24 protein-coding genes and 2 rRNA genes are annotated in these 26,033 nt (G+C 69.2%); 13 read left to right on the forward strand and 13 right to left on the reverse strand.

All coding sequences use genetic code 11. The annotated features are described in order from the left end of the window. A 23S ribosomal RNA gene (locus ACIBVQ_RS12965) occupies positions 1-86 on the forward strand; the annotation flags it as partial. 125 nt (positions 87-211) lie between these two features. Continuing rightward, positions 212-328, forward strand: a 5S ribosomal RNA gene (rrf, locus tag ACIBVQ_RS12970). Positions 329-613: 285 nt separating this feature from the next. Here rrf and ACIBVQ_RS12975 read toward each other — a convergent pair. After that, on the reverse strand, positions 614-1,417 hold the full coding sequence (locus ACIBVQ_RS12975; RefSeq protein ID WP_399177473.1) for a PhzF family phenazine biosynthesis protein: 804 nt from the start codon (positions 1,415-1,417) through the stop codon (positions 614-616). A gap of 193 nt (positions 1,418-1,610) precedes the next feature. Between ACIBVQ_RS12975 and ACIBVQ_RS12980 the strand changes: the two genes are divergently transcribed. Next, entirely contained in the window at positions 1,611-1,997 is a 387-nt protein-coding gene (locus ACIBVQ_RS12980; protein ID WP_352014340.1) for a cell division protein SepF, read from the forward strand. A gap of 45 nt (positions 1,998-2,042) precedes the next feature. Here ACIBVQ_RS12980 and ACIBVQ_RS12985 read toward each other — a convergent pair whose 3' ends face one another. The 5 genes from ACIBVQ_RS12985 to ACIBVQ_RS13005 all read right to left on the reverse strand — a co-directional run bounded on the left by ACIBVQ_RS12985 (position 2,043) and on the right by ACIBVQ_RS13005 (position 9,450). Continuing rightward, positions 2,043-3,365 (reverse strand): hypothetical protein, encoded by a 1,323-nt coding sequence (locus tag ACIBVQ_RS12985; RefSeq protein ID WP_362779504.1) that lies wholly within the window; start codon positions 3,363-3,365, stop codon positions 2,043-2,045. Between the two features lie 150 nt (positions 3,366-3,515). Further along, entirely contained in the window at positions 3,516-5,243 is a 1,728-nt protein-coding gene (gene argS, locus ACIBVQ_RS12990) for an arginine--tRNA ligase (protein WP_362779176.1), read from the reverse strand. Further along, on the reverse strand, positions 5,240-7,603 hold the full coding sequence (locus tag ACIBVQ_RS12995; RefSeq protein WP_399177475.1) for an HAD-IC family P-type ATPase: 2,364 nt from the start codon (positions 7,601-7,603) through the stop codon (positions 5,240-5,242). The genes argS and ACIBVQ_RS12995 overlap by 4 nt, the downstream gene beginning before the upstream one ends. Before the next feature lie 61 nt (positions 7,604-7,664). Next, entirely contained in the window at positions 7,665-8,672 is a 1,008-nt protein-coding gene (plsX, locus tag ACIBVQ_RS13000) for a phosphate acyltransferase PlsX (protein ID WP_352014346.1), read from the reverse strand. 178 nt (positions 8,673-8,850) lie between these two features. Then, complete coding sequence (locus tag ACIBVQ_RS13005) at positions 8,851-9,450, reverse strand: DUF1707 domain-containing protein (RefSeq protein WP_399177477.1); 600 nt, start codon at positions 9,448-9,450, stop codon at positions 8,851-8,853. A gap of 215 nt (positions 9,451-9,665) precedes the next feature. Here ACIBVQ_RS13005 and ACIBVQ_RS13010 point away from each other — a divergent pair, with 215 nt between their 5' ends. Further along, positions 9,666-11,003, forward strand: coding sequence for a KamA family radical SAM protein (locus tag ACIBVQ_RS13010; protein ID WP_399177479.1), 1,338 nt, complete (start codon positions 9,666-9,668; stop codon positions 11,001-11,003). A gap of 73 nt (positions 11,004-11,076) precedes the next feature. On the opposite strand, the gene ACIBVQ_RS13015 is transcribed toward ACIBVQ_RS13010, so the two are convergent. The 4 genes from ACIBVQ_RS13015 to ACIBVQ_RS13030 form a co-directional block, all read right to left on the reverse strand. Beyond that, on the reverse strand, positions 11,077-11,274 hold the full coding sequence (locus tag ACIBVQ_RS13015; RefSeq protein ID WP_352014335.1) for a hypothetical protein: 198 nt from the start codon (positions 11,272-11,274) through the stop codon (positions 11,077-11,079). A gap of 163 nt (positions 11,275-11,437) precedes the next feature. Further along, positions 11,438-11,959, reverse strand: a complete 522-nt coding sequence (locus tag ACIBVQ_RS13020) for a YbhB/YbcL family Raf kinase inhibitor-like protein (protein ID WP_352014334.1) — start codon at positions 11,957-11,959, stop codon at positions 11,438-11,440. A 73-nt stretch (positions 11,960-12,032) separates the two neighbouring features. Continuing rightward, the gene (locus ACIBVQ_RS13025; RefSeq protein ID WP_362917539.1) at positions 12,033-12,884 is read right to left on the reverse strand and encodes an ABC transporter ATP-binding protein; all 852 of its coding nucleotides are present in this window, start codon (positions 12,882-12,884) and stop codon (positions 12,033-12,035) included. Next, complete coding sequence (locus ACIBVQ_RS13030; RefSeq protein WP_352014332.1) at positions 12,877-13,818, reverse strand: ABC transporter permease; 942 nt, start codon at positions 13,816-13,818, stop codon at positions 12,877-12,879. The genes ACIBVQ_RS13025 and ACIBVQ_RS13030 overlap by 8 nt, the downstream gene beginning before the upstream one ends. A 499-nt stretch (positions 13,819-14,317) precedes the next feature. On the opposite strand from ACIBVQ_RS13030, the gene ACIBVQ_RS13035 reads away from it, so the two are divergent. The 5 genes from ACIBVQ_RS13035 to ACIBVQ_RS13055 all read left to right on the forward strand — a co-directional run bounded on the left by ACIBVQ_RS13035 (position 14,318) and on the right by ACIBVQ_RS13055 (position 19,952). Beyond that, entirely contained in the window at positions 14,318-15,943 is a 1,626-nt protein-coding gene (locus ACIBVQ_RS13035; protein ID WP_399177482.1) for an ABC transporter substrate-binding protein, read from the forward strand. Between the two features lie 111 nt (positions 15,944-16,054). Beyond that, on the forward strand, positions 16,055-16,993 hold the full coding sequence (locus ACIBVQ_RS13040) for an ABC transporter permease (RefSeq protein ID WP_362917542.1): 939 nt from the start codon (positions 16,055-16,057) through the stop codon (positions 16,991-16,993). Then, a complete protein-coding gene (locus tag ACIBVQ_RS13045; RefSeq protein WP_352014329.1) occupies positions 16,986-17,936 on the forward strand; it encodes an ABC transporter permease in 951 nt (316 codons plus the stop codon). Before ACIBVQ_RS13040 ends, ACIBVQ_RS13045 begins: the two co-directional genes overlap by 8 nt. Before the next feature lie 8 nt (positions 17,937-17,944). Continuing rightward, positions 17,945-18,979: an ABC transporter ATP-binding protein gene (locus ACIBVQ_RS13050; protein ID WP_399177485.1), complete on the forward strand. Its 1,035-nt coding sequence runs from the start codon at positions 17,945-17,947 to the stop codon at positions 18,977-18,979. Continuing rightward, positions 18,963-19,952, forward strand: coding sequence for a dipeptide ABC transporter ATP-binding protein (locus ACIBVQ_RS13055; RefSeq protein WP_352014327.1), 990 nt, complete (start codon positions 18,963-18,965; stop codon positions 19,950-19,952). The genes ACIBVQ_RS13050 and ACIBVQ_RS13055 overlap by 17 nt, the downstream gene beginning before the upstream one ends. Positions 19,953-19,959: 7 nt before the next feature. On the opposite strand, the gene ACIBVQ_RS13060 is transcribed toward ACIBVQ_RS13055, so the two are convergent. Next, positions 19,960-20,787, reverse strand: coding sequence for an SAM-dependent chlorinase/fluorinase (locus ACIBVQ_RS13060; RefSeq protein WP_362917548.1), 828 nt, complete (start codon positions 20,785-20,787; stop codon positions 19,960-19,962). A 111-nt stretch (positions 20,788-20,898) separates the two neighbouring features. Here ACIBVQ_RS13060 and ACIBVQ_RS13065 point away from each other — a divergent pair, with 111 nt between their 5' ends. From ACIBVQ_RS13065 to ACIBVQ_RS13075, 3 genes are all read left to right on the forward strand, one after another. Further along, complete coding sequence (locus ACIBVQ_RS13065; protein WP_362779199.1) at positions 20,899-21,201, forward strand: DUF3263 domain-containing protein; 303 nt, start codon at positions 20,899-20,901, stop codon at positions 21,199-21,201. A 79-nt stretch (positions 21,202-21,280) separates the two neighbouring features. Beyond that, positions 21,281-22,060 carry a trehalose-phosphatase gene (gene otsB, locus ACIBVQ_RS13070; RefSeq protein WP_352014324.1) on the forward strand — a complete coding sequence of 260 codons (780 nt, stop codon included), beginning with the start codon at positions 21,281-21,283 and terminating at the stop codon, positions 22,058-22,060. A 35-nt stretch (positions 22,061-22,095) separates the two neighbouring features. Beyond that, on the forward strand, positions 22,096-22,674 hold the full coding sequence (locus ACIBVQ_RS13075) for a hypothetical protein (RefSeq protein WP_399177488.1): 579 nt from the start codon (positions 22,096-22,098) through the stop codon (positions 22,672-22,674). Here ACIBVQ_RS13075 and ACIBVQ_RS13080 read toward each other — a convergent pair. Next, a complete protein-coding gene (locus ACIBVQ_RS13080; RefSeq protein WP_399177490.1) occupies positions 22,661-23,812 on the reverse strand; it encodes an MFS transporter in 1,152 nt (383 codons plus the stop codon). The two genes, ACIBVQ_RS13075 and ACIBVQ_RS13080, sit on opposite strands and share 14 nt — an antisense overlap. Before the next feature lie 63 nt (positions 23,813-23,875). Then, entirely contained in the window at positions 23,876-25,300 is a 1,425-nt protein-coding gene (locus tag ACIBVQ_RS13085) for a trehalose-6-phosphate synthase (protein WP_362779206.1), read from the reverse strand. A 105-nt stretch (positions 25,301-25,405) separates the two neighbouring features. Between ACIBVQ_RS13085 and ACIBVQ_RS13090 the strand changes: the two genes are divergently transcribed. Then, positions 25,406-25,966 (forward strand): RNA polymerase sigma factor, encoded by a 561-nt coding sequence (locus ACIBVQ_RS13090; protein ID WP_352014320.1) that lies wholly within the window; start codon positions 25,406-25,408, stop codon positions 25,964-25,966. The last annotated feature ends 67 nt before the right edge of the window (positions 25,967-26,033 follow it).

Genomic DNA, 26,033 nt, shown 5'->3' on the forward strand with positions numbered 1-26,033 from the left:
AATGGATGATTGGGTTGATAGGCCGGGTGTGGAAGCGCGGTAACGTGTGGAGCTGACCGGTACTAATAGGCCGAGGACTTGACCTCAAGGTTTTTGTGTCCATCACAGACCATGGTTGTGGTGTGGTGGGGTTTTGCTCGCGTCCACTAGGCAATTCTGAGACAGCAAACACCCGTGTTGGTGCGGTGGTTGTTTGTGTGTTTCATAGTGTTACGGCGGTTATGGCGAAGGGGAAACACCCGGTTACATTCCGAACCCGGAAGTTAAGCTCTTCAGCGCCGATGGTACTGCACCGGGGACGGTGTGGGAGAGTAGGTCGCCGCCGGACAATCTTTGTGGGGGGTCATCCTTTTCGGGGTGGCCCCCCCTTTTTTGTTTGTGTGTGGCTCTTGGGGGTTGTTCCCTGGGTGTGGGGTGGCGAAGGCCGCCCCTTTTTTGTGTGGGGTTCCCCGCGGGGTTGGTTCTGGGTTCCCTGGGGTTTTTGGTGTGGTGTGGTGTGGTGTGGTGGTGTTCCAGGCGGGGCGTGGGGGGGCTGTCCTCCTTTTTTGTGTATGTCTGGCTTTGGGGTGCGTGTGGGTGTTTGAGGGGCGGCGGTAGCTGCCCCTTTTTTGTTTCAGGAGCGGGGTGGGAGGGCGTGGAGTTCGCCGGACAGGACGGTTACCGCTCGGCCGGCCAGCTCCACCCGGTCTCCCCGTACGGTCGTGCGAACCAGGCCGCCACGCTCGGACAGCTGGGCGCCGAGCAACGTGTCCGAGCCGAGCCGGCTCGACCACCAAGGCGCCAGGGCACAGTGGGCCGAACCGGTCACCGGGTCCTCCGGGATGCCGACCCGGGGGGCGAAAAACCGGGAGACGTAGTCCACGCCAGGCTGCGATGCTTGGGCCGTGACGATGATCCCTCTCGCGTCCACGGCCTCCAGCGCGCGGAGGTCGGGAGAGGCGGCCCGTACCGTCTCCTCGGACTCGACCTCGACCAGATAGTCCCAGACGTTCTTACCGACCCACCGGGGCTCGACCCCGAGTGCCTCCAGTAGCCCTTCGGGAGGGGCGACCTCCTCAAGGGTCTTACCGGGGAAGTCCATGCTGATCAGGCCGTTGTTCTCCCTGGTCGTGGACAGGATTCCGCTCCTGGTGCTGAACCTGAGGGTGTCCGGCGCGGGCCCGGTGGAGTAGAGCACATGCGCCGCGGCCAGCGTCGCGTGACCGCAAAGATCAACCTCGGTCTTCGGCGTGAACCAACGCAGGGAGTACGGCTCGCCGGGCTGTCCGCCGAGCAGGAACGCGGTCTCGGAGTGCCGCATCTCCGCGGCGAGGTCCTGCATCCAGCCGTCCGGCGTGGGGTTATCGAGTATACAGACCCCCGCCGGGTTGCCCTTGAAAAATTGATCAGTAAACGAATCAACTGTGTATATATGCATGGCGTAACTCTAGCCATGTGGGAGATAAGCAGCCCAAAGCGGGTAGAGAGGCCAGACAGGACCGGTGCGCTAGCCGTACAAAGTGGGAATATGCGCTGGGCGTGTCGCGCGGCGAACCTTACTTCGTCGGTTAACGTCCAAGGTTGTAGGGACAGGCCGAGTACGGCGCGGTCCTGTAGGAAAGGACAAGCCGATGGGGGCAGTGCGTAAGGTGGCGAGCTACCTGGGGCTGGGTGGAGCTGAGGACTACGACGAGGCCTACGACTACGAGGACGAGGTCGAGGGCGAGGACTGGCAGCCGGCCTCGGAGCGTGCGGCCAAGCGCTGGCGCGCCGTCGTCGAGCCCTCCCGCATCGTCATGCTCACTCCGCGTAAGTACAACGACGCTCCGATCATCGGCAAGCACTTCCGTGAAGGCCAGACCGTCATCATGGATGTCAATTGCATGAGCACCGCGGAAGCCACAAGAATGGTGGACTTCGCGGCGGGGCTGGCCTACGGCTGCGAGGGGCACATCGAGCGCATCGCGGAGAAAGTCTTCCTGCTGGCCCCCGCGGATGTGGAGATCACCACCGCCTGATCCCCGAAGTCACAGCGGTGCCCCGGGTCGTGTGAGGCCGTACGGCTAGGCGGCCCGGGGGCCCCTGCGCAGCAGGCGGGTGAGTTCCGCCAGGTCGGAGGTGGCTCCCTGGGCGCGTTTGTCGGCCTCACGGGCGTACTCGTGCAGGGCCCACACCGCGCCGTCGGCCAGTTCCCGCAGCTCGGAGAGCTGCTTCGTGACATATTCGGCGTCCGCCCGCTCACGTCGGCGGCGCGACCAGAGCTGGTGCGCCCCTCCCGCGGCCAGCAGTAGCGCCAGCACGGCGGAGGGCAGCGTGGCCGGGGTGACGGCCGCGACGACCAGGGCGGTCACCGCCAGGGCCAGCAGGGAGTAGGCGAGCCAGGGCTTGCCCAGGGTCTGCACGCCTTCCACGGCGATGTGCCGTTCGGCGGCGGCCAGGGATTCGGGGTCGGGACCCGAGGGCCGCAGGATCACCCGGTGACCGAGGAGCGGGATGGAGACCGACTCGGGCGGCGCCACCTGCGTGGCCCTGGTCAGGCTCTCCGCGGCGGTCCGTACGATCGGCGCGGCGACGTGCAGCGCGATGGCCGCGAGGGCCGGGTCGGAGGAGGGTCGCAGGTCGTCCAGCAGGTGCTCGGTGAGCGGCTTCTCCGGCCGCTGCGGCCCCTTCACGACGCGCTCCGGCCGCACCAGGCCACGCAGTACGGTCAAGGTCTCCTCCGCCGACCACAGGGCGCGTGACGTACGGCCCGTGCCGGCGGCCCTGGTCGTGGTGATCTCGGTGCAGCGGCCGAGCAGGCGGGTGAGCTGGGCGGAGGCCTGGACCGGCTGCGCCAGCTCGGGGAACTCGGCCAGTTCGGGGAAGTCGACCAGCGAGGGCGGCACGACCATCGACGGTTCGTGCGGGGTCAGCGCGCTCAACCATCTGGCGGGTTCGGATCGTGAGGGTACGGCGACCGCGTCGAGTTTGCGGAGCACGAAGATCTTGCCCGCCGGGCCGTACGCCCCCTGGGCGGCGGCGAGCCAGAGCGCGCGCTGGCCGTGGGACACCGGACGGTCGAGGGACAGTTCGCCGAAGGCGGTGCCCATCCAGGAGGCGTGGATGCGTTCGCCCTGCCCGCACAGGGCCAGGGAGAGACACAGGAACAGGGCGGTGCGCCGATCGTCGAGTTGGGCGGCGCGGCCGAGCGGTTCGACGGCGTCCTGTCCCCGCAGGAGGAGCAGCAGGGCCTCGACGGCGGGGGACAGCCAGTAGTCGGGAACGTTCGTCGAGCTCGTGGGGGCGGGAATCGTGGAGCAGGTGGCGTCGGCGGCCAGGTTCGTCAGGAGCGCCTCGGCGTAGCGGTGCAACTCCGTCTTGGCGTGAGGGTTCGCGGTCAGGTCCATGCTCAAGGCAGAGAACTCTCCGAAGTTGTGACCGATGACCGCGCCAGCGTAGTGCGATTCGGTCATCCCCCTCGGGAGGCGCGCCGAATCGAACTTTGCCGGATGATCACCTCGATTTGCCGAATCGAGGTGATCATCCGGCGGAACGGCTCACATACGGTCGGGTACCGGGACGCCGAGCAGGCCCAGACCGGTATCCAGGACACGCAGGGTGAGGGCGCACAGGGCGAGCCGGGAGGCGCGCACGGCCGGGTCGACGTCGCTCTTCAGGACGGGGCAGTTCTCGAAGAACGTCGTGAAGGCGCTGGCGGTGTCGAAGAGGTAGGCGGCGAGCTTGTGCGGGGCGGAGCTTTCGGCCATCTCCGCGACGGCGGCACCGAACCCGAGCAGTCGCAGCGCCAGGGCCCGTTCGGCCGGGTGGCCGATGACGATCGGACCGGTCGCCTGCGCCGGGTCGACCTCGCCCTTGCGGAAGATGGAGCGGATCCGCGCCTGGGCGTACTGCAGGTAGGGGCCGGTGTTGCCGGTCAGGGCGAGCATGCGGTCGAAGTCGAAGACGTACTCGCTGTCGTGACTGACCGACAGGTCGGCGTACTTGACCGCGCCTATGCCGACGGCGTGGGCGATCTCCCTGCGCTCCTCGTCGCCGTAGTCGCTGTCGCGGATGACCTCGGCGGCGCGGACCTCTGCCTCGTTGAGGAGTTCGAGGAGTTTGACCGACTCGCCGCTACGGGTCTTGAACATCTTGCCGTCGCTGCCGAGCACGCTGCCGATCTGGACGTGCTCCGCGTGGACGTGGTCGGGCAGCCATCCGGCGATCTTGGCGGAGGCGAACAGCATCGACATGTGCTGGGCCTGGGTCGCGCCGATCACGTAGAGGAGCCGGTCGGCCTTGAGGTCCTGGACGCGGTAGCGGATCGTGGCCATGTCGGTGGTGGCGTAGCCGTACCCGCCGTCGCTCTTGCGGATCATGAAGGGGAGTGGCTGGCCCTCGCGCCCGGTGAAGCCGGGCGGGAAGACGCACAGCGCGCCGTCGCTGACGACGGCGATGCCGCGCTCCTGGAGCTCGTCGCAGACCTGGGCGAGCACGGGGTTGTACATGCTCTCGCCGGCGATGTCGTCGTCGGTCAGCGTGACGCCGAGCTGGGTGTAGACCTTGTTGAAGTAGCGGACGGTGGCGTTCATGAAGATGTGCCACAGCCGCATGGTCTCCGGCTCTTCGGCCTGGAGGGTGACGACCCGGGAGCGGGCGCGCTGGTTGAACTCCGGGTCGGAGTCGAACTTGGCCCTGGCCGCCTGGTAGTAGGCGTTGCCCTCGCCCGCCTCCAGCTGGGCGACGGCGGCCTTCTCGCCGATGTCGAGCAGGTGCTCGATGAGCATGCCGAAGGGGGTGCCCCAGTCACCCAGGTGGTTCTGCCGGACGACCCGGTTGCCGATGTGCTCGTGGACACGGGCCAGCGCGTCGCCGACGATGGTCGTGCGCAGGTGGCCGACGTGCATCTCCTTGGCGGCGTTCGGCGCGGAGTAGTCGATGACCACGGTCTGCGGGGAGCCGGTCAGGGCCACGCCCGTGCGCGGGTCGGCGAGCGACTCGTTGGCCTGGGCGGTGATCCAGTCGTCGGAGAGGGTGATGTTCAGGAAGCCGGGGCCGCTGACCTCGACGGTGCCGGGGAAGTCGGTGAGCCGGTCGGCGATCTCCTGGGCGACCTCCCGCGGGGCTCGTCGCAGTCGCTTGCTCAGACTCATCGCGACGTTCGCCTGGTAGTCGGCGAACTGCGAGGGACGGATCAGCGGGTCTGCGTCGGTGTACTCAGCACCGAAGGCGGCGCCCAGCGCCTGCTGGACGCGCTCGGTGAGCACGAGTTGCGGGTCGGTCATACCTCAAGGGTATCGGTTGGTCTGTCCTGAACCGGCGATTTATCGACCGGTCGCATGACCCGGAAGACGATCGTCAGGGCGAGCGCGGCGACCACGCTGATCGCGATCGAGACCACGTCGTCGGCGGGGTCGCTGAGGGTGAGCGCGAAGAACTCGCGGGTGAACGGTACGGCGAGGGACAGCGCGAACAGCACCACCATGGCCCCGACCAGTGTGACGCGCCACCACAGGTACGGCCTGGCGATCAGGACCAGCGCCCACCAGGTCACCAGGAAGAGGGTGATGACGGCCGCGGTACGGCTCTCCTCCGGGGTCGCGCCGCGGGTCTCGGCCAGGAGGTACGACAGGTGGACGGCCAGCGCGCAGACCACTCCCCAGGGGATCGCCAGGCGGAGCACCCGGGGCACGAACCCCGGTTTGGCCCGTTCGCTGCTCGGCGCGAGCGCGAGGAAGAAGGCGGGGACACCGATGGTCAGCGCGTTGACCAGCGTGGAGTGCCGGGGGGTGAACGGGAAGGCGAGCCCGAAGATTCCTGCGAGCAGCGACAGGACGAGCGCGTAGAAGGTCTTGGTGAGGAAGAGGCTGGAGACGCGTTCGATGTTGGCCAGCACCCGTCTGCCCTCGCCGACCACGGAGGGCAGGCTGGTGAAGTCGTCGTCCATCAACACGATCTGGGCGACCGCCCTGGTCGCGCCGCTGCCGGAGCCCATCGCCACACCGAGGTCGGCGTCCTTGAGGGCCAGGACGTCGTTGACGCCGTCGCCGGTCATCGCGACCGTGTGGCCCCTGGACTGCAGGGCGCTGACGAAGAGCCGTTTCTGGTGCGGGGTCACCCGGCCGAAGACGGTGTTCGTGTCGAGGATCTCGGAGAGTTTGTCCGGGTCGTCCTCCGGCAGGGTGCGGGCGTCGACCGCGTCGCGCCCGCCGGGGACGCCGAGAGCGGTGGCGATGGCGGAGACGGACTCGGGGTTGTCCCCCGAGATGATCTTTATGGTGACACCCTGTTCGGCGAAGTAGCGCAGGGTGTCGGCGGCCTCGGGGCGGATGCGCTGTTCGAGCACGACGAGGGCCCGGGGCTCGACGGAGCCCACGGGGTCGTTCAGGGTGGCGACCCTGCCGAGGGCGAGCACGCGCAGGCCGGTCGCGGCCAGGTCGGCGGCCTGGCCGTACCCGGGGGTCTCGGGGGTGAGCAGGACGTCGGCGGCGCCGAGGACCCAGGCGCCCTTGCCGGCGAACTCCGCTCCGCTCCACTTGCGGGCCGAGGAGAAGGGGACGGTCGTGGTCGCGTGCCAGCCGGGCGGGGCGGGGTGGGCGACCCTGATGGCCTGGACGGTCGGGTTGGGGGTCTCCTCCAGGTTGGCGAGCGCGGCCAGGGCCTCAGTGGTGAGCGAGGGGGTGAGCGGGTCGTCGGCGAGGGAACGCACCTCGGCCAGGTTCATGCCGCCCGCGGTGAGGGTGCCGGTCTTGTCGAGGCAGAGCACGTCGACCCGGGCCAGGATCTCGATCGCGGGGAGTTCCTGGACCAGGCAGCGGCGGCGGCCGAGCCGGACGACGCCGACGGCGAAGGCGATGCTCGTCATCAGCACCAGCCCTTCGGGGATCATGGTGACGATGCCCGCGACGGCGCCGGTGACGGCTTGGCCGAAGTCCTCCGCCTTGTTGAGCTGGCTCCAGGTGAGCAGCATGCCGATGGGGACGACCAGCCAGGTGATGTACTTGATGAACCTGGTGACACCCGCGCGCAGTTCGGAGTGCGCCAGGCCGAAGGCGCTGGCCTCCTGGGCGAGTTTGGCGGCGTAGGCGTCGTCACCGACCTTGGTCGCGACATAGGACCCGGTGCCCGCGACCACGAAGCTGCCGGAGAGCACCTGGTCGCCGACGGCCTTGTGCACCGGGTCGGCCTCCCCGGTGAGCAGGGATTCGTCGATCTCCAGGCCGCCGGAGCCCGTGATCTCGCCGTCGACCAGCAGGCGGTCGCCGGGGCAGAGCAGGATCAGGTCGCCGAGCACGACCTTCCTGGGCGGGATCTCGGTCTCCGCGCCGTTCCTTCTGACCCTGACCGGGGCCTCGTTGACGACGGCGAGCCGGTCGAGGGTGCGCTTGGCCCGTAACTCCTGGACGATGCCGATCGCGGAGTTGGCGACGATCACCAGCCCGAAGAGGCCGTCCTGCCACTGTCCGAAGATCATGATCAGGACCCAGAGCGCGGCGATCACCGCGTTGAACAGGGTGAGGACGTTGGCGCGGACGATCGCCGACAGCGACCTGCTCGACCGCCTGCTCACCTCGTTGACCTGTCCCCGGGCCGTGCGTTCGGCGATTTCGGCCGTGGTCAGCCCTCGGTCGGCCAGCTGCTCCACGTGTCGTCCCCCCGAGGTCGGTGCGAATCCCACCATACGGGGATGAGGAACGCCTGGGGCGTCACCACAGACGATGGGGACGGTGCGCGGCCAGGCGTTCGCCGACGCGGCCGACCACGCCGGTTCTGGCCAGCTCCGCCGCCAGCACGCACGCGGCGCTCACGCCGGTGGCCTGGGAGGCGCCGTGCGCGATGACCACCGTGCCGTTCAGGCCGAGCAGTACGGCGCCGCCGTGCACCTCGGGGTCGAGACGGCGCTGCAACCGCTTGATGCGGCCGCGTTGCAGCATGCCGCCGACCCTGGCGACGGGGCTCTCCTGGATCGTCCCGCGCAGTTCGGCGAAGGCGTAGCGGACGCTGCCCTCCATGGTCTTGAGCGCGACGTTGCCGGTGAATCCGTCGGTGACGATGACGTTGACGGTTCCGGTGAGCAGGTCGTGGCCCTCGACGTTGCCGGTGAAGTTCAGGCCGGGGGCGGCGGAGAGCAGTTCGTGGGCCCGTTTGACGAGCTTGTTGCCCTTCTCCGGTTCGCTGCCGATGGTCAGCAGGCCGATCCTGGGGTCCTCGATCCGCAGCGCGGTCTCGGCGTAGGCCGCGCCGAGGTGGGCGAACTGCACGAGCATCTCCGGCTTGACCTCGGCGTTCGCCCCGGCGTCCAGCAGGATGGTCGGGGAGGGCAGGGTCGGCAGGGCGACGGCGATGGCCGGTCTGAGCACTCCCTGCTGGCCGCGGAGCCTGAGCTTGCCGGTGGCCACGATGCCCGCGGTCGATCCGGCGGAGACCACGGCCGACGCCTCGCCGCGCCGTACGAGGTGGCAGGCGACGGCGATGCTGGAGCGGGGGCGGCGCAGGCTGGCCAGGGCGCCCTCGTCCATGGCGAGCGCCTCCTCGGCGCGGACGATCGGGATCTCGGCGGTCGCGTCGTGGAGGGAGAGCGCCTCCTGGAGGGGGCGCGGCGCGCCGACGAGCACCACGCCGATCCCGTGCTCCCTGACGGCCTGTACGGCTCCCGCCACGATCTCGTGGGGAGCGTGGTCGCCGCCCATCGCGTCGAGGGCTATGGGCGCCATGTCCTGCGAAGCGGCATGTGAGGAGGCGTGCGGGGCGGCCGCTGCGGCGCGGGGAGCCTCGGTTTCGGGCAAGCGGTCACCTCGTGCGGGATGGTTTGTCCGCATCGTAGGCGTGCTCCGTGGTGAACGACGCAGTCGGGGGGACCGGGGCGTGTTTCCCAGGCCTCTCACGGAGGGGCTAGGGCCTGTCCGGGAGGTTCCAGTCGCTTCGCTCCCTGGAGACGATGATCTTACCGAAGGTCGCCTTGCCGGTGACCCTGATGACGGGGCCGTTGCCGGAGCCGACCCCGCCGGAGATGCCGCGCTTGGCGAACAGCGCGCCGACCTCGTCGATGACGTGGGCGTTCTCGGGAACCCTGACGATCAGCTTGCCGAACAGGGAGGTGACCTCAAGGGTGATCTCCCGGCCGGGCAGTACCGCGTCGGACAGGTCGACGATCAGCGCGCCGAAGGTGGAGGACAGCTTCGTGTGACGGCCCGCGATCCACCGGCCGCTCCTGACGACCTTGCTGAAGACCGCGCTGACCTCCTGGTTCTGGGCGCCCAGACCGCCGGACGGGGTCGTGACCTCCGGCAGGTCGTGGGTGATCGGGGCGAGTTCGCCGACCGTGACGGCGGAGTAGGTCGCCTCAAGACGGTCGGCGTGCTCGACGCTGGTGAGGCGCCCCGAGGCGAGGGCCTCGGCCAGTACGGTCGCCACCTGGTCGCGGTCGGCGTCTGAGGCGCGCAGGGTGGGGCCGGCGCCGTTGGCGCCGTTGAGGCCGGGGTCCCGTGACACGGGGGACAGGGGAGCGAACCGAGATGTGGGTTCTGGGGAGGTCATGGGGCGATTGTACGACTATTCGAGATATATCGCGATGGTGGATGGCAAAGAAATGACGAACCGGGGAACCGGCCGCTGAGCTGGTTACGTCCGGGTATATAAGCGCCAACGACGCGCGAGAAGCGGGAGAGGTTTACGTCAAAAGCAACAAAAATCGGAGGTAAAACTTAGTGAGCGTGCAAGAGAGCGTGGTGCGCGGGTTTCGCGCCTACACCGCGAAACACCTCGACGGCCTGTTGCGACGGGCCGGACTCGACGAGGAGAGCCGGATCCGGGTCAGGGCGGTCGCGACCGTGCTGCCCTTTCGCACGAACGCCTACGTGGTCGACGAGCTCATCGACTGGGCGGCGGCACCCGACGACCCCCTCTACCGGCTGGTCTTCCCCCAGCCGGACATGCTGCCCGAGGCCGACGTCTCCCGGCTGGCCACCCTGCTGAGGGAGGAGGCTCCCCAGGGAGAGGTCCAGGCCGCGGCGCACGAGGTCAGGCAGCGGCTCAACCCGCATCCCGCGGGGCAGCTCAACCTCAACGTCCCCCGTGTCGGGGACGACCCGGTGCCTGGAATGCAGCACAAATATCCAGAGACCGTCCTCTTCTTCCCCAAACAAGGACAGACCTGCCACGCCTACTGCACCTACTGCTTCCGATGGGCCCAGTTCATCGGCGAGCCCGACCTGAAGTTCGCCTCGGGCGACGTCGCGAGCCTGGTCGGCTACCTGAAGGAGCATCCCGAGGTGACCGGGGTGCTGATCACCGGCGGCGACCCCATGATCATGGGGGAGCCGGTGCTCAGGCGCTATCTGGAGCCGTTGCTCGACCTTGAGCAGCTGGAGTCGATCCGCATCGGCACCAAGTCGCTGGCCTACTGGCCGCAGCGCTTCGTGTCCGACCCGGACGCCGACGACACGCTGCGCCTGTTCGCCTCCGTGGTCGAGGCCGGCAAGAACCTGGCCTTCATGGCGCACTTCTCGCACCCCCGCGAGATGGAGCCGCCCGTCGTCAGGACCGCCGTCGAGCGGATCCGCGCGACGGGCGCGGTGGTGAGGACCCAGGCCCCGCTGATCAGGTCCATCAACGACCGCCCCGAGACCTGGGCGTCCATGTGGCGTGCCCAGCAGACGATGGGCATGGTGCCGTACTACATGTTCGTCGAGCGGGACACGGGGCCCCAGGACTACTTCGCGGTTCCCCTGGCCAGGGGGTACGAGATCTTCAGGGACGCCTACGCGAGCGTCTCGGGGCTGTGCCGTACGGTGCGGGGGCCGTCCATGTCGGCGACGCCGGGCAAGGTGTGCGTGGACGGTGTCACGGAGGTCGAGGGCAGGAAGGTCTTCGTGCTCCACCTCATCCAGGCGCGTGACCCCGGTCTGGTCGGACAGCCCTTCTTCGCGGAGTATGACCCGAAGGCGGTCTGGCTGACCGATCTGCGCCCCGCGTTCGCCGACCGCTTCCCCTTCGAACCCTCACTGGCCGAGCGCGTGCCCCTGGCCCGGCGGTTGACGGCCTGATCGGTCGGCCGGAAGGGGTTTCCGGCCGGTGCGTTTCCCGCAGCCCTCCGTGTTGATCGCTTTCCGCGGTGGATCAGAGGTTCTGCGGGTCCTGGGGGCGCGGGGGGCGGACGGAGGTGCGGCGGGCGATCTGGGCCTGAAGCCTGGCCATCTGCCAGTGCAGCTCGATGAGCTGCTCGGCGAGTTGCAGGCGTGGAATCTCGGACGGGTCCTCTGTGGCCAGGTGGTCGATCGCGGCCGACAACTCTCGCATCGCGCGCTCCCACTCCATGACGACTTCCTCGGATCGAAACAACGTTCGAATCATAGCGGAACGTCGATCACGATGTCCGTCAATTGCCGTCCGGTGTGGCTCGTCCCGAGGTGGCGCGCCGCCGACCAGGCGGGACGCCGGCGGTCGTGACGCGACACGCCGGTGCCCGCCTGGGGACGGGTCAGTTCTCGTAGACCGGGGCGATGTAGCCGCGGGCCACGGTGTGGGCGGTGATGTTGAAGCCGACGACCGCGGGCGGGGAGTCGGGGCTCACGTCGAGCTTCTCCACGTCCAGGGCGTGCACCGCGAAGACGTAACGGTGCGGCCAGCCGGGCGGCGGGGCGGCGCCGCCGTAGGCGTTGATGGAGTAGTCGTTGCGGCCGTGCACGCCGAAGGTGGTGTCCGGGCCACCCGCGCCCGCGGGCAGCTCGGTCACGTCGGCGGGGATGTCGAACAGCAGCCAGTGCCAGAACCCGCTGCCGGTGGGGGCGTCGGGGTCGAAACAGGTCACCGCGTAGCTGAGGGTGCCCTCCGGGGCGCCCGACCAGCGCAGGTGCGGAGAGACGTTCTGCCCGTTGGACCCCCACCGGTCGAACACGTGGGTCAGGGACAGGGTCTCGCCGTCGCGGACGTCGTCACTCTCGACGGTCAGCGCGGGAACCTGGGGCAGGAACTCATAAGGAATCGGTGGCCGTGAGGACACGGATTCACCTCCGATGGGAGCGTAGTTCTTGGTCGCTCCTCATCCTGCCCTGTCAGGTGATCACATAGGTGTCTCAGGCGTTGTAGGCGGCGAGGACCGTCTTGGGGTCGCCGTCCATCTTGATCTTGCCCTTGTGCAGCCAGATGACGCGGTTGCAGGTCTCCTCGATCACGTCGAGGTTGTGGGCGACGAGGAAGACGGTGCCCGCCTCCTCGCGCATCTGCATGATGCGCTCCTGGCTCTTGCGCTTGAACTCGCGGTCGCCGGTCGCCAGGGCCTCGTCGATGAGCAGCACGTCGTGGGCCTTGGCCGAGGCGATGGCGAAGCGGAGCCTGGCGCCCATGCCCGAGGAGTAGGTGGACATGGGGAACTGGACGAACTCTCCGATGCCGGAGAAGTCGACGATGTCGTCGTACCTCTCCTTGACCTGGGAGGGGGTCATGCCCATGGCGTAGCAGCCGAGGACGATGTTGCGCTCGCCGGTCAGTTCGCGCATCAACGCGGCGTTGACGCCGAGCAGGGAGGGTTGGCCGTCGGTGTAGACCGCGCCCGAGTGCGGCGGCAGCAGTCCGGCGATGGCGCGCAGCAGTGTCGACTTGCCCGAGCCGTTGCGGCCGATGATGCCGATGGCGTCGCCGTGGTAGGAGACGAAGGACACTCCCCGTACGGCGTGCACCTCCTTCATCTCCGGCCTTCCCTGGCGCTTGACCAGGCGCATCAGGGCGTTGGCGGCGTTGCCCTTCTCGCTGTCCGAGGCCGCGCCGTACACGCGGTAGATGATGTGCAGGTCGTCCACGATGACCGTCGGGGTGCCCGCGCGGGGGTGTGGAGCCTTCTCCGGAGCGGGATGCACTCTGACGTCCGTGCTGGGGACGGCAGGCTTGTCGGCCTTCACTTGGGGCAGCTCCTCGGTCAACTCAGCCACGGCCGTACTTCTCCTCGGCTCGCCAGAAGTACCAGAAGCCACCGATCAGGGCGAACAGTGCCCAGAATATGCAGGTGAACCACACCCAGGGGCGGGTGGGGTGGAACTGGATGAGCAGGTCGCGCATCAGTTCGATGTAGGAGGCCGCCGGGTTGAAGTACATGAGGTCGGCGATCCACTGGGGCATGTGCCCTTGGGCGACGACCCTGTCCTGGATGGAGAAGAACACCCCGGAGGCGTAGAGCCAGGTGCGCGTGATGAAGGGCAGCAGCTGGTTCAGGTCACGTGCGGTCGAGCCGACCCTGGCCAGGACCATGCTGGCGCCGATGTTGAACATCGTCTGCAGCAGCAGGGCGACCGGGATCAGCAGCCACATCCAGGTGATCGGCTGGCCGGTGACCAGCACGAGCACCATCAGCACGCCCATGGAGATCAGGACCTGCTGGAACTCCTGGATCGTGTAGGCCAGGGGAAGCGCGGCCCTGGGGAAGTGCAGGGCACGGATGAGCGACAGGTTTCCGGAGATCGACTTCGCGCCGCTGGTCACCGAGCGCTGGGTGTAGGTGAAGACGAACACCCCGGTGACGAGGAAGGCGATGTAGACGTTGGGGTCCATGTTGCCCCGGGCGCCCAGGATCACGCCGAACATCAGCCAGTAGATCGCCGCGTTGAGCAGGGGCGTCAGGACCTGCCAGAGTTGGCCCAGGGCTGAGGTGCTGTACTTCGAGACGTTGCGCGAGGTCGCGTACGTCATGACGAAGTGCCGTCGTTCCCACAGTTGGCGTAGGTAGACGGTCAGACGAGGGCGTGCGATGGCACGCCGAAGTCCGTAACGCTCGGCGAGCTTGGCCAGCGGCTCCTGCGGCTTGGCAGGGGTGCCGTTACTCGGGCCGCCCGCCTGGGCGTCCGCGATCGCGGATTCCGGCTGGCTCATGGCAAGGACTCTATTGGATGCGGGTGGATGGGGTGCCTGCGGCGGTGGTCCGCCGCACACATTGGACGGGATCTCCGAGAAAGAGGTTCCAGGGCAATTGTGCGGTTCGCCGCCGGAGCCTCGAACCCCCCGCGACCTCGCCAACGTTAGCCCAGCCGCGGCCCACCCGTGGGCGATGAACGCGAGCATCCTGGACGCGAGGGTATTTTTGCGTGACCCTTCCCGTATCGCATATGACTCTATGTCGGCTTTATATCCTGCTGTGAAGTTGGGCTGGGCCAGTTGGCGGCCGTACGGCATCCGCCGGACGTGTACGTGACCGAACTGCAACATCACAGAGACAACTCGGTGTGGAGCGGTACGGGATAGTCGCGTCCGACCGGTGTGACGTCGGCGCGTCAGCCGGGACGGCGGGAGCGGAGGGCACGAGATCCTCCGCCGGTCGCGCGGGCTTCGGTAGTCCGCGGCGGCGCCGCCTGCAAAGGGAGGAAACACCGTAATGCGCGTTACTAAGGGCGCACAGGTCATCGCTGGTATCGCGCTGCTCGCTCTCGGCCTGGCCGCGTGTGGCGGCCAGGGGGCGACGGGCACGGCGGCGGGCGATCCGCCGGTACGTATGCGGATCGCCGAGCCACAGAAACCGTTCTACCCGGGCGACACCATCGAGACCGAGGGCGCCGAGGTGCTCGGCGCGGTCTTCGCCCCGCTGGTGAGCTACAACGACGACAAGCAGGTCGTCAACAACGTCGCCGACTCCATCAAGACCAGCGACAGCCGGGTCTGGAAGATCGTGCTCAAGTCGGGCTACACCTGGCACAACGGGGAACCGCTGATCGCCGAAAACTACGTCGACGCGTGGAACTACGCCGCCAACCGCGACAACGCCCAGGGCGCCAACAGCTTCTTCAGCCGCATCGAGGGCTGGGAGGACCTGAACCCGCCGGAGGGCAAGCCGGTCACCGTCAAGGCGATGCGGGGCCTCAAGGCCCTTGACGAGCACACCCTCCAGGTCACGCTGAGCAAGCCGTTCTCCCAGTTCAAGACGATGCTCGGCTACGTCGCCTTCTACCCGTTGCCCAAGGCCGCCTTCGACGACAAGGGCAAGGTCACCGAGACCTACGCCAAGCAGCCGATCGGCCAGGGCTACTTCAAGATGGACCGGCCGTACAACAAGGGCGTCGACCAGACGATCGACCTGACCCGCTACGACAGCTTCCCCGGCACGAAGCCCAAGTTCGACAAGCTCCAGTTCAAGATCTACGCGGACTCGGAGACGGCCTTCAACGACCTGCGCTCCGGCGGGCTGGACATCCACGACGCGCTGCCGCCCGCGGCGATCGCCAGCGCCAAGGCCGAGCTGGGTGAGCGCTACATCGACCAGGCGGACGCCGGTATCGGCTACATCGGCTTCCCGCTGCAGTTCAACAGCACCTACTCCAACATCAAGGTCCGCGAGGCCATCTCGATGGCGATCGACCGCAAGACGATCACCGAGACGGTCTTCGCCGGGACGCGCTCCCCGGCCGACGACTTCATCAACCCCCTCCTGGACGGCTACCGCCCCGGCATCTGTGCGGCCTGCACCTACGACCCCGCCAGGGCCAAGATCCAGTACGAGGAGAACAACGGCCCCAAGCTGATCGAGCTGGGCTACAACACCGACGGCGCGCACAAGGAGTGGATCGAGGCCATCGCCAACAACCTCCGCGCCAACCTCGACGTCGAGGTCAAGGTCAAGACGTTCGAGAAGTTCGCCGTCCTCCTCGACGGCCTGGTCAAGAAGGACTACGGCGGCATGTTCCGGATGGGCTGGTTCATCGACTACCCCTCGGTCGAGAACTACCTGACCCCGGTCTTCTCCACCAACGCCATCAAGACCGGTTCCAACTACGCGGGCTGGTCGAACAAGGAGTTCGACGACCTGCTGACCCAGGGCGACGGCGCGACCTCGCTGAAGGACGGCCTGAGGTACTACCAGCAGGCCGACGACATCCTGGTCAGGGAACTGCCGTACATCCCGATCTTCTACTACCGCACCAACGCGGCCTACTCCCAGCGCATCAGGGGACTGAAGATCAACCTGATCAACCTGGTCGAGTGGAACAAGATCGAGAAGGTCGGCTGAGAGAGGGCGGGGCCGTTCCCCGGCGCCGGGAGCGGCCCTGACGGGTCCCGGCGCCGTGTGAGCGACCGGCCCGGGAAGAGCGTCCCCGACGTGGTACGTACCGGAGGCTGAATGGGCCGCTACATCATCAGGCGCCTGGTCCAGGCGATCCCTGTCCTGCTTGGCGCGACCCTGCTCGTCTACGCCGTGGTCTTCGCGCTGCCCGGTGACCCCGTGGAGGTGCTCGCCGGGGACAAGCGGATGGACCCGCACATCGCCGCCGTCCTGCGGGAGAGGTACCACCTGGACGACCCGTTCCTGCTGCAGTACTGGCACTACCTCACCGGCCTGTTCCACGGCGACCTGGGCGTCACGGTCTCCGGCGGGTCGGTCTCCGACATCCTGGCGGGCCGGTTCCAGGTGACCGCCAACCTGGCGATGACGGCCCTGGTCATGGAGGCGCTCGCCGGGGTGGGCCTCGGCCTGTACGCCGCGCTGCGCCACGGCAGGGCGCAGGACTCGCTGGTCCTGGCCGCCACGCTGATACTGATCTCCATCCCGCCCCTGGTCACCGGCTTCGTGCTGCAACTGCTGCTGGGCGTCAGGCTCAAGCAGGCCGGGCTTGACCTCTTCCCCGTCGCGGGCCTGGCCGAGGGGTGGCGCGGCTACCTGCTGCCCGGCCTCGTGCTCGCCGGGACCTCGATCGCCTACCTGACCAGGCTCACCAGGACCAGCCTCGTGGAGACGCTGCGCGCCGACTACATCCGCACCGCGACCGCCAAGGGGCTGCCCCGGCGCCGGGTCGTCGGCAGGCACGCGCTGCGCAACGCGCTGATCCCGCTGATCACCTATCTCGGCGCCGACTTCGGCACGCTGATGGGCGGCGCGGTGATCACCGAGACGGTCTTCAACCTGCCCGGCATCGGTCAGCAGCTGTTCACCTCGGTCTCCCTGCGCGAACAGCCCGTCGTCGTGGGCGTGGTGACGCTCCTGGTGCTGATCTACGTCCTGGCGAACCTGGTCGTCGACCTGCTCTACGCCGTGCTCGACCCGAGGATCCGCTATGAGTGAGACCGCGGCCGGGCGCCGGGGGCGAGGCGGGTCGACCGGCGGCAGGCACGCCAGGGACACACCCACGGGGCCGGCGGGCGGGCCGTCCAAGCCCGCGAGCCTGTGGAGCGACGCCTGGCAGGACCTGCGGCGGCGGCCGATGTTCGTCGGCGCGGCCTTCGTCATCGCCGTCTTCCTCCTGATGGCGGCCTTCCCCTGGCTGTTCACCTCGATCGACCCGCACAACGCCGCGACCTGCCACCTGTCGGACGCCAGGCAGGGGGTGGGCGACCTGCACTGGTTCGGCACCGACAACCAGGGCTGCGACGTCTACGCCCGCAGTGTGTACGGCGCCCGCAACTCGGTGGTGATCGGCGCGACGACCGCCGCCCTGACCGCGCTGGTCGGCGGCCTGCTCGGCCTGCTGGCCGGGTTCGCGGGAGGGGCGCTCGACGCCCTGCTGTCCCGGGTCACCGAGATCTTCTTCGCGATCCCCTCGGTCCTCGGCGCCCTGCTCATCCTGTCGGTCTTCCGCACGGGAAGCGTCTGGACGGTCGTCCTGGCGCTGGCCGTACTGGCCTGGCCGATGACGTTCCGCATCACCAGGGCGGCGGTGATCACGGTGAAGGGGCAGGAGTACGTGCTCGCCGCGCGGGCGCTCGGCGCCTCCGCGGGGCGGATCATGTTCCGGCACATCATGCCCAACGCGATCGCCCCCGTGATCGTGGTCGCCACGATCAACCTCGGGACGTTCGTCGCGGCCGAGGCCGGGCTCTCCTTCATCGGGGTCGGGCTCCAGTCGCCCGACATCTCCTGGGGGCTCATGATCTCCGACGCCAGGAGGCGCTTCCTTGAGGCCCCGGAGCCGTTGCTGTTCCCGGCGCTGTTCCTGAGCCTGACCGTGCTGGCCTTCGTCATGCTGGGCGACGCCGTACGCGACGCCCTCGATCCGAAACTGAGGTAGGGAAAGCCGTGTGGAGGTCCTCGACGGCCGAGCGGGACGGGCACGTCCCCGGCGGGGAGGCGCTGCTGGCCGTGGACGGCCTGCAGGTGGAGTTCGTCACCAGGCAGGGCGTGGTCAAGGCGGTCAACGGCGTCAGCTACCGGATCGATGCGGGGGAGACGCTCGCCGTACTCGGTGAGTCGGGCTCGGGCAAGTCGGTCACCGCGCACGCGATCATGGGGCTTCTCGACACGCCGTCCGCCCGTGTCCCGGCCGGAACGATCCGTTTCCACGGCACCGACCTGCTCGCGCTGCGGGAGGACGACCGGGCCAGGATCAGGGGACGGCGGATCGCGATGGTCTTCCAGGACGCCCTGTCCGCGCTGAACCCGGTCTTCACCGTGGGCGCGCAGATCGGGGAGATGTTCCGGGTGCACGAGGGCGTGTCGTGGCGGGAGTCGGAGCGCAGGGCCGTCGAACTGATGGACCGGGTCCGCATCCCCGCCGCCGCGCAGCGGGTGCACGACTACCCGCACCAGTTCTCCGGCGGCATGCGCCAGCGCATCATGATCGCGATGGCGATCGCGCTCGGTCCCGAACTGCTCATCGCCGACGAGCCGACCACGGCGCTCGACGTGACGGTCCAGGCCCAGATCATGGACCTGCTGGCCGAGCTGCGGCGGGAGAGCGGCATGGCGATGATCCTGATCACCCACGACCTCGGCGTGGTCGCCGACACCGCCGACAGGATCGTCGTCATGTACGGCGGTCGCGTCGTCGAGACCGCTCCCGTGCACGAGGTCTACCAGGCGCCCGCGCACCCCTACACCAGGGGCCTGCTGGAGTCGATCCCCCGCCTCGCCCGCAAGGGCAGGGCGTTGCCGGCGATCGAGGGCACCCCGCCGGACCCGCTGGCCATGCCCTCCGGCTGCGCCTTCCACCCCCGGTGCTCCTACCGTCAGGACAACTGCGTCACCGACGCGCCGCCGCGCTACCGGATCGGGCCGACACGCGACAGCGCCTGCCACTACTGGAGAGAGGTCCTCGATGGCAGCCACGGGTGAACCGATCCTGGAGGTCGGCGGCCTGGTCAAGCACTTCCCGATGTACCAGGGCGTCGTCATGCGGCGGCGGATCGGGGAGATCAGGGCGGTCGACGGGGTGTCCTTCACGCTCAGGCGCGGCGAGACGCTCGGCATCGTCGGTGAGTCCGGCTGTGGCAAGTCCACCCTGGCCAGGCTCCTGATGGCCCTGGAGAGGCCGACCTCGGGCTCGGTGCGGATCAACGGACGCGAGATCACCCGGGCCAGGGGCTCCGAGCTCAGGCAGGTCCGCCGCAACATCCAGATGGTCATGCAGGACCCCTACACCTCGCTCAACCCCAGGATGACCGTCGGCGACATCGTGGGAGAGCCGTACGAGGTCCACAGGAAGGTCGTCCCCAAGCGTGAGCGGCGCCGCATGGTGCAGGAACTGCTTGAGGTGGTCGGTCTCAACCCCGACCACGTGGACCGCTACCCGCACCAGTTCTCCGGCGGTCAGCGGCAGCGCGTCGGCATCGCCAGGGGGCTGGCGCTCAGGCCGGAGATCATCATCTGTGACGAGCCGGTCTCCGCACTCGACGTCTCGATCCAGGCCCAGGTCGTCAACCTGCTCGAACGGTTGCAGGACGAGTTCGGCCTGGCCTACGTCTTCATCGCCCACGACCTGTCGGTCGTCCGTCACGTCTCCGACCGGATCGGCGTGATGTATCTCGGCAAACTGGTCGAACTCGGCGCGGAGGCCGACGTTTGCGAGCGGCCGGCCCACCCCTACACCCAGGCGCTGCTGTCGGCGGTGCCGGTGCCCGACCCCCGGGGCCGCGAGACACGGGGGCGGATCGTCCTGCAGGGCGACCCGCCCTCACCCGCGAACCCGCCGTCGGGCTGCCGCTTCCGCACCCGGTGCTGGAAGGCCAGGGACGTGTGCGCGGAGCAGGAGCCGCCGCTGCAGGCGCGGTTCAGTACCGGGCACGCCGTCGCCTGCCACTTCGTCTGACCCCTCCTCAGAGGGATTCGAGAGGGGTACGGCGGGGGCCCGAGGACAGGCGCACGTGCGCGCCCGGCGGCAGCGCGAGCCGCTGGGAGGCGTCCCCGGCGTTGACCGCGAGCGCGACCAGCCCCGCCGAGTCGGTGAAGGCGACCAGCTCGCCGGGAGACACCGCGGCGAAGGTCTCCCTGAACGGCACGGCGGCGTGCCTCCTGCCCAGCCAGACCACCAGGGAGCCGCCGGGCCGTACGCCCACGACCGCCAGGTCGGCCGCGCTGACCGACAGCTGGACGTTGCCGTGGCCGTCGACAGAGAGGACCTCGCCCTCGACCTCGTCGTCACGCACCAGCGACGTCGGCGCGCGCAGCGCGACCAGCCGCTCCGGCGGGATCGGCGGCCCCAGCTCCGCGAGGGGCAGTCCGGTCGCCACCCGCGCCGCCACGGGGGCGAAGACGTCACGGCCGTGGAAGGTCGGGGAGACCGGCTTCCTGAACAGGTCCTCGTTGGTGAGCTCGTAGGCCGTCCGCGCCCCGCCCGCGGCGGAGACCGCCCACGAGAGCACCCCGTTGTCGGGGCCGAGGAAGACGTGTTCGCCGGCCTCGATCGCCACGGCTCTGCGCGAGGCGCCGACCGGGCTCACCGCGGCGACGTGGACGCCGGGCGGGAGATGGGGGATCGTCTGGGCCAGGATCGCCGCGGCGCGCCGTACGTCTCCGGTGGGGACCAGGTGGCACACGTCGATGATCCGGGCCTGCGGCGCCGTCAGGACGATCACACCGTGGCAGGCGGCGACGTAGCCGTCCGCCAGCCCGTAGTCGGTGAGAAGGGTGATCACTGGAGTCACATCTGGTGACTGTACGTCTCCGAACCGGCCATGAACAGCAGGAAATTCCCGACTATCCTGGCATCGCGCGGAGCCGTACGGCCTGCGGGGGCGCGACGGGAGGCGACAGCGATGGACGATGTGCCACCTCCCGGCGAGGGGACGGGACCGGAGAACGCTCCCAGGCCCCTCACCGAGAAGGAGCGGGAACTGCTGGCCTTCGAGCGCCGCTGGTGGCGACGTCCCGGGGCCAAGGAGCAGGCGGTGCGGGAGGCCTTCGGCATCTCGGCGACCCGCTACTACCAGCTGCTCGCCGAGCTGATCGACCGGCCGGAGGCGCTCGCCCACGACCCGATGCTGATCAAGCGCCTGCGCAGGCTCCGCGAGACGCGCAGACGCGAGCGCGCGGCCAGGAGGCGGGGACTACGTCCCTGACGTCCGGGGTAGAGCCGGTCATGCGCGCCTGACGCCGCGCCGTACGATCCTGGCCTGACGACGAGCGGGAGAACACCCCATGGAGACCCCCGAAGGACTGCGCGCGATCCTGGCCGACCCCGCCGGAGCGGTGATCGGCCTCGACTTCGACGGCACGCTCTCCCCGATCGTGCCCGACCCCGACGCGGCCAGGATCCACCCGCGCGGCCCGGAGCTGCTGGCCAGGCTGGGCGGACGGGTCCGCGCCGTGGCGGTCGTGACGGGCCGTCCCGCCGCGACGGCCGTCGAGTACGGCTCGCTGGCCGAGGTGCCCGGGGTGGTCGTGCTCGGCCACTACGGTCTCGAACGCTGGGAGGCGGGCACGCTCACCGCCCCGCCCGTCCACCCCGGCCTGGACAGGGCCAGGGCCGAGCTGCCCCGGCTGATCGAGGGTGTCGCGGGCGCCAGGTTCGAGGACAAGGAGCGCTCGGTCGCCGTGCACACCCGGGGGACCGCCGAACCGCAGGCCACGCTTGAGGCGCTGCGCGACCCGGTCGCCAAGCTCGCGGCCGAGGTGGGGCTGGCGGTCGAGCCGGGCAAGTTCGTGCTGGAGCTGCGGCCTCCGGGGACGGACAAGGGGGCGGCGCTCGGCGCCTTCCTCGCCGAACGCGGGGCGCGCTCGGTGCTGTTCGCCGGTGACGACCTGGGGGATTTGGCGGCCTTCGCCGCCGTACGGGCCTCGGGGTTGCCCGGCGTGACGGTGTTCAGTGGTTCGGCCGAGGCGAGCGCGGAGGTCGCCGCCCAGGCCGACATCGTCGTGGACGGCCCGGAGGGGGTGATGGACCTGCTGGCGTCGATCGCCGATGCCATTGAACGTTAAGTGACCGACAAGTGGGGACGGTTAACGTCCCCGGCATGAGAAAACTCGCCTTCGCCGCCGCCGTGCTCGCCGGCGCCACCCTGTTCACCGTTCCCCAGGCGGCCTCGGCCTCGACCGCGCAGGCCTCGGGAACCTTCACCTTCCGCGGCATGACCCTCAAGCTTCCCTCGGGCTGGCGGGTCTACGGCGGCGCCGACGGCGTCAAGGTGGTCACGGGAAGGTGCGCGAAGCCGCACTCGGCGTATTTCACCCCGAACTGTGAGGCGTTCTGGGTCTTCGGCCCCAAGCAGATCAAGTACGGGCGTGAGCTGTTCTCCGCCTACCGGGGGGACCAGCCGTACTACCCCGCCACCGATGTGCAGCGCTGCCCGTTCGACGCCAAGAGCGGCCAGACGTTCGGCAACGCGTACGCCTCGGGGCTGCGGCAGGTGGGACGCGGGCACAAGGCCGCCTTCAAGGGCTGGCGCGGCGAGTGCTACAGCTACAACGGCAGCAAGCGGACCGGGACCTTCCACCAGCGTGAGTGGTTCCTGCCCACCTCGAAGATCCTCGTCGTGGACGTGTGGGACAACCCGCGCCTGGCGTCCGTGCTCGCGGCGGCTACCTGGAGCTGACCAGGATGCCGCCGACGGCCAGCACGATCATCACGGGCACCATGAGGAAGGCCTGCTGGGTGCCGGACACGTCGGCGAGCGCTCCCAGCAGGAAGGGCCCGACACCTGTCGCCGAACTCGAATAGAGGGAGGCGACGCCCGTCGCCCGCTCGGGACGTCCGGCCGTGGCCGTCAGCACCCGTGAGAGCGCGAGCGGGAAGTGCAGCGAGACCCCCACCCCTGAGACGAGCAGCCCCGCGTAGGCCGCCGGCGGGGCCGTACTCGTCCAGAACAGCAGCCAGCCGACGAAGGTGAGCCCCAGCGCGCCGATGAGCAGCGAGGCGGGCGGGATCCGCAACGCCAGCCTGGCCCCGCCGAAGCGCCCGAGCGCCAGCCCGGCGGTGAAGGCGGTCAGCGCGCTCGCCGCGACCGCCGCGGACAGGCCCGTGTTGTCGCTGACCAGCTTGGCCGCCCAGAGGTTGAACGAGAACTCAAGCCCGACGCAGCAGAACAGCACCGCCCCCGCCAGGTGGAAGCGCATGCCGAGCCCCGGGGAACCCGCGCTCCCGGAGGGCGCCGCCTGCTCCTCCTGGGCGGGCGTGGGAACCCACACGCGGCCCATGGCGAGCGCGAGCAGCACGGTCAGCAGCGGGGTGAGCAGCAGCGCCGTCCGCCAGCCGAGCGCGCTCTGCGCCGCGAGACTGACGACGAACGGGGCGAACAGGCCGATGGTCCCGCCGACCGCGTTGGCCTCACTGATCGCCGACGGCCCCGCGGGACCGTGGTGCCGGCCGAGGACGGACATGCTCGTGTAGAGACTGATCGAGCCCATCCCGCCCGCCAGGCAGTACGCGAGGAGCGTGACCTGCGGTGTGTGGCCGAGGACGACCAGCAGCACCCCCACGTTCATCCCGGTCAGGCCCGTCCAGACGGTGACGCGCGTGCCGAGGCGGCGGGTCAGCCGGGGCAGCGCGAGGCCGGTCAGGACGCCGCCGACGGCCATCATGGTGCCGTGCAGCCCGGCGACCGTCTGCGAGAGGCCCAGTTCGGCGCGGAGCATGGGCAGGGCGGCGCTGAGGCCGTACAGGTAGGTGGCGAAGACACCGAGCTGCAGGTAGACGAGCCAGGTCGGACGGTCACGGGTGAGCCTGGCGGTCACGGGTTCCCCCGAACGTCAATGAAGCGCGAAGTCCCCTGAACTATCTCATATCAGGGCAAAATCTCAGCCGAGTGCGGCGAGCTGGTCAGCGAACCAGCGCTGCGGGGGAAGGGCGGTCGCCAGACGGGCCAGCCTGTCCCCCCGGACGGCGCGCTCATGCTCGGGCATGACGAGGCCCTCGTGGATGGCCCGCGCCGTGGCCGAGACGTCGTAGGGGTTCACCAGCAGCGCGTCCGCGCCCAGCTCGGCCGCGGCCCCCGCCTCGCGCGACAGGACCAGCGCGCTGTTCGGGGACAGCACCGGCCCCTCCTTGGCCACCAGGTTCATCCCGTCGCGGATCGGGTTGACCAGCATCACGTCGGCCAGCCGGTAGGCGGCCAGCGACCGGGGATAGTCGTCCTGGACGTTGAGGATCAGCGGATCCCAGTCCTCGGTGGCGTACTCGTCCTCGATCTCCGAGGCGCAACGCTGCACCGCCGCGGTGTACTCACGGTATTCGGGCAGGTCGTGGCGGGAGGGGTAGGCGAAGGCCAGGTGCACGACCCTGCCGTGCCACTCGGGGTGTGCCGCGAGGAACTCCCGGTAGGCGATCAGGCCCCTGACGATGTTCTTCGACAGCTCGGTCCTGTCGATGCGCACGATCAGCCTGCGGTCGCCGACCAGCTCGCGCAGGGCGGCCATGTGGGACTCGACGTCGGGCTCGCGGGCGCGTTCCCACAGCGCCCGGCCGTCCACGCCCAGGCCGTGCACGCCGATCCGGGTGGTCCGGCCCGCGTGGGTCACCGTACGGCCCGCGCGCTCGACCCGCGCGTCCAGGACGCTCTCGCAGCAGTCCATGAAGGCCCCGGCCCAGCGGTCGGTCAGGAAACCCGCCTGGTCGGCGCCCAGGATGCCCTCAAGCAACTCGGCGGCGACCTCGTCGGGCAGCAGGCCGAAGTACTCGGGAGGGGCCCAGGGCGTGTGGGAGAAGTGGGAGACGCGCAGGTCGGGCCGTTCGCTCCTGAGCATCGCCGGGACCAGGGCCAGGTGGTAGTCCTGCACCATGACCTTGGCGCCGTGCGAGGCCTCCTCGGCCAGCGCCATCGCGAACGCCTCGTTGTAGGCCTGGTAGGACTCCCACTCCCTGCCGAACCTGGCGTCGAAGTGCGGCCTGTTCGGGGTGTCGTAGAGCAGGTGGTGGACGAACCACAGGGTCGAGTTGGCGACCGCGTTGTAGGCCCGCTGGAAGGTCGCCGGGGGGATGTCGAGCATCCGCAGCGCCCCGGTCTCGTATCCCGCCTGGTCGAGCCGCCCCCCGGGAGCGAGCCGTACGGCACCGCGGTCGCCGTCGGACAGGGCGGCGCAGACCCACAGGACGTCGAGCTCCTTGGACACCTCGGACAGGCCGGAGACCAGGCCGCCGCCGCCCCTGCGCATGCTCAGCGCGCCGCCCTCAGACATGGTGAAGGAGACCGGGCCGCGGTTCGAGGCCACCAAAATCCCACTCATCTGACCTCCTCGCCCGGGAGGACGTGGCTTGTCCCGAAGGTTAACCAAACGATAACCGGCGACCATAGGATGTCGAGCGACCGTGACCGTTGATGGGAACCCGTGATGGCGCTGGACGAGACGACCGAGGAACTTGCCCGTGCGGCCGCCGGAGGCGACCACCGGGCACTGGGCGAACTGCTGAAGCGGATCGAGCCCGAGGTGCTGCGGCACTGCGGGCGGATCCTCCCCTACCGGCAGGACGCCGAGGAGGCCTGTCAGGACACCCTGCTCGCCGTGGCCCGCAACATCGCCAGGTTCGAGGGGCGGGCGCGGTTCAGCACGTGGCTGCACATCGTGACCGCCAACTGCGCGCGCACCACCTACCGCTCGCTCAAGCGGCGTTCCGCCGAGCAGAGCTCGGAGGAGTTGCCGCTGCACAACAAGCCCGACGTCGCCAGGGTGAGTGTGATCGCGGGCTCCCGCCTCGACCTGCTCGACGCGATGGAGGCCCTTGAGGCGGACAAGCCCGACCTGGCCCAGGCGCTGGTGCTGCGCGACATCTGCCAGCTCGACTACAACGAGGTCGCCGAGCAGCTCGGCATCCCCCTCGGCACCGCCAAGTCGCGCATCCACCAGGCCCGCAAGTACGTCCAGGGAGCGCTCGGCGACGCCTACGGCTTCTGAGGTTTGTCCGGTTAATGACACACTTCATCTCGTTTGGTGAGACAACTGGTCAGGAGGGGCACAAGGC

This window comes from Streptosporangium sp. NPDC049376 (assembly GCF_044466505.1).
Taxonomy (GTDB): domain Bacteria; phylum Actinomycetota; class Actinomycetes; order Streptosporangiales; family Streptosporangiaceae; genus Streptosporangium.

Coding starts and splice junctions, on each gene's coding strand:
- ACIBVQ_RS13040 (WP_362917542.1), top strand. CDS start 16,055: ATGGGCCGCTACATCATCAGGCGCCTGGTCCAGGCGATCCCTGTCCTG.
- ACIBVQ_RS13030 (WP_352014332.1), bottom strand. CDS start 13,818: ATGAGCCAGCCGGAATCCGCGATCGCGGACGCCCAGGCGGGCGGCCCG.
- ACIBVQ_RS12985 (WP_362779504.1), bottom strand. CDS start 3,365: ATGGACCTGACCGCGAACCCTCACGCCAAGACGGAGTTGCACCGCTAC.
- ACIBVQ_RS13085 (WP_362779206.1), bottom strand. CDS start 25,300: ATGAGTGGGATTTTGGTGGCCTCGAACCGCGGCCCGGTCTCCTTCACC.
- argS (WP_362779176.1), bottom strand. CDS start 5,243: ATGACCGACCCGCAACTCGTGCTCACCGAGCGCGTCCAGCAGGCGCTG.
- plsX (WP_352014346.1), bottom strand. CDS start 8,672: ATGGCGCCCATAGCCCTCGACGCGATGGGCGGCGACCACGCTCCCCAC.
- otsB (WP_352014324.1), top strand. CDS start 21,281: ATGGAGACCCCCGAAGGACTGCGCGCGATCCTGGCCGACCCCGCCGGA.
- ACIBVQ_RS13035 (WP_399177482.1), top strand. CDS start 14,318: ATGCGCGTTACTAAGGGCGCACAGGTCATCGCTGGTATCGCGCTGCTC.
- ACIBVQ_RS13015 (WP_352014335.1), bottom strand. CDS start 11,274: ATGGAGTGGGAGCGCGCGATGCGAGAGTTGTCGGCCGCGATCGACCAC.
- ACIBVQ_RS13090 (WP_352014320.1), top strand. CDS start 25,406: ATGGCGCTGGACGAGACGACCGAGGAACTTGCCCGTGCGGCCGCCGGA.
- ACIBVQ_RS13065 (WP_362779199.1), top strand. CDS start 20,899: ATGGACGATGTGCCACCTCCCGGCGAGGGGACGGGACCGGAGAACGCT.
- ACIBVQ_RS12975 (WP_399177473.1), bottom strand. CDS start 1,417: ATGCATATATACACAGTTGATTCGTTTACTGATCAATTTTTCAAGGGC.
- ACIBVQ_RS13075 (WP_399177488.1), top strand. CDS start 22,096: ATGAGAAAACTCGCCTTCGCCGCCGCCGTGCTCGCCGGCGCCACCCTG.
- ACIBVQ_RS12980 (WP_352014340.1), top strand. CDS start 1,611: ATGGGGGCAGTGCGTAAGGTGGCGAGCTACCTGGGGCTGGGTGGAGCT.
- ACIBVQ_RS13045 (WP_352014329.1), top strand. CDS start 16,986: ATGAGTGAGACCGCGGCCGGGCGCCGGGGGCGAGGCGGGTCGACCGGC.
- ACIBVQ_RS13055 (WP_352014327.1), top strand. CDS start 18,963: ATGGCAGCCACGGGTGAACCGATCCTGGAGGTCGGCGGCCTGGTCAAG.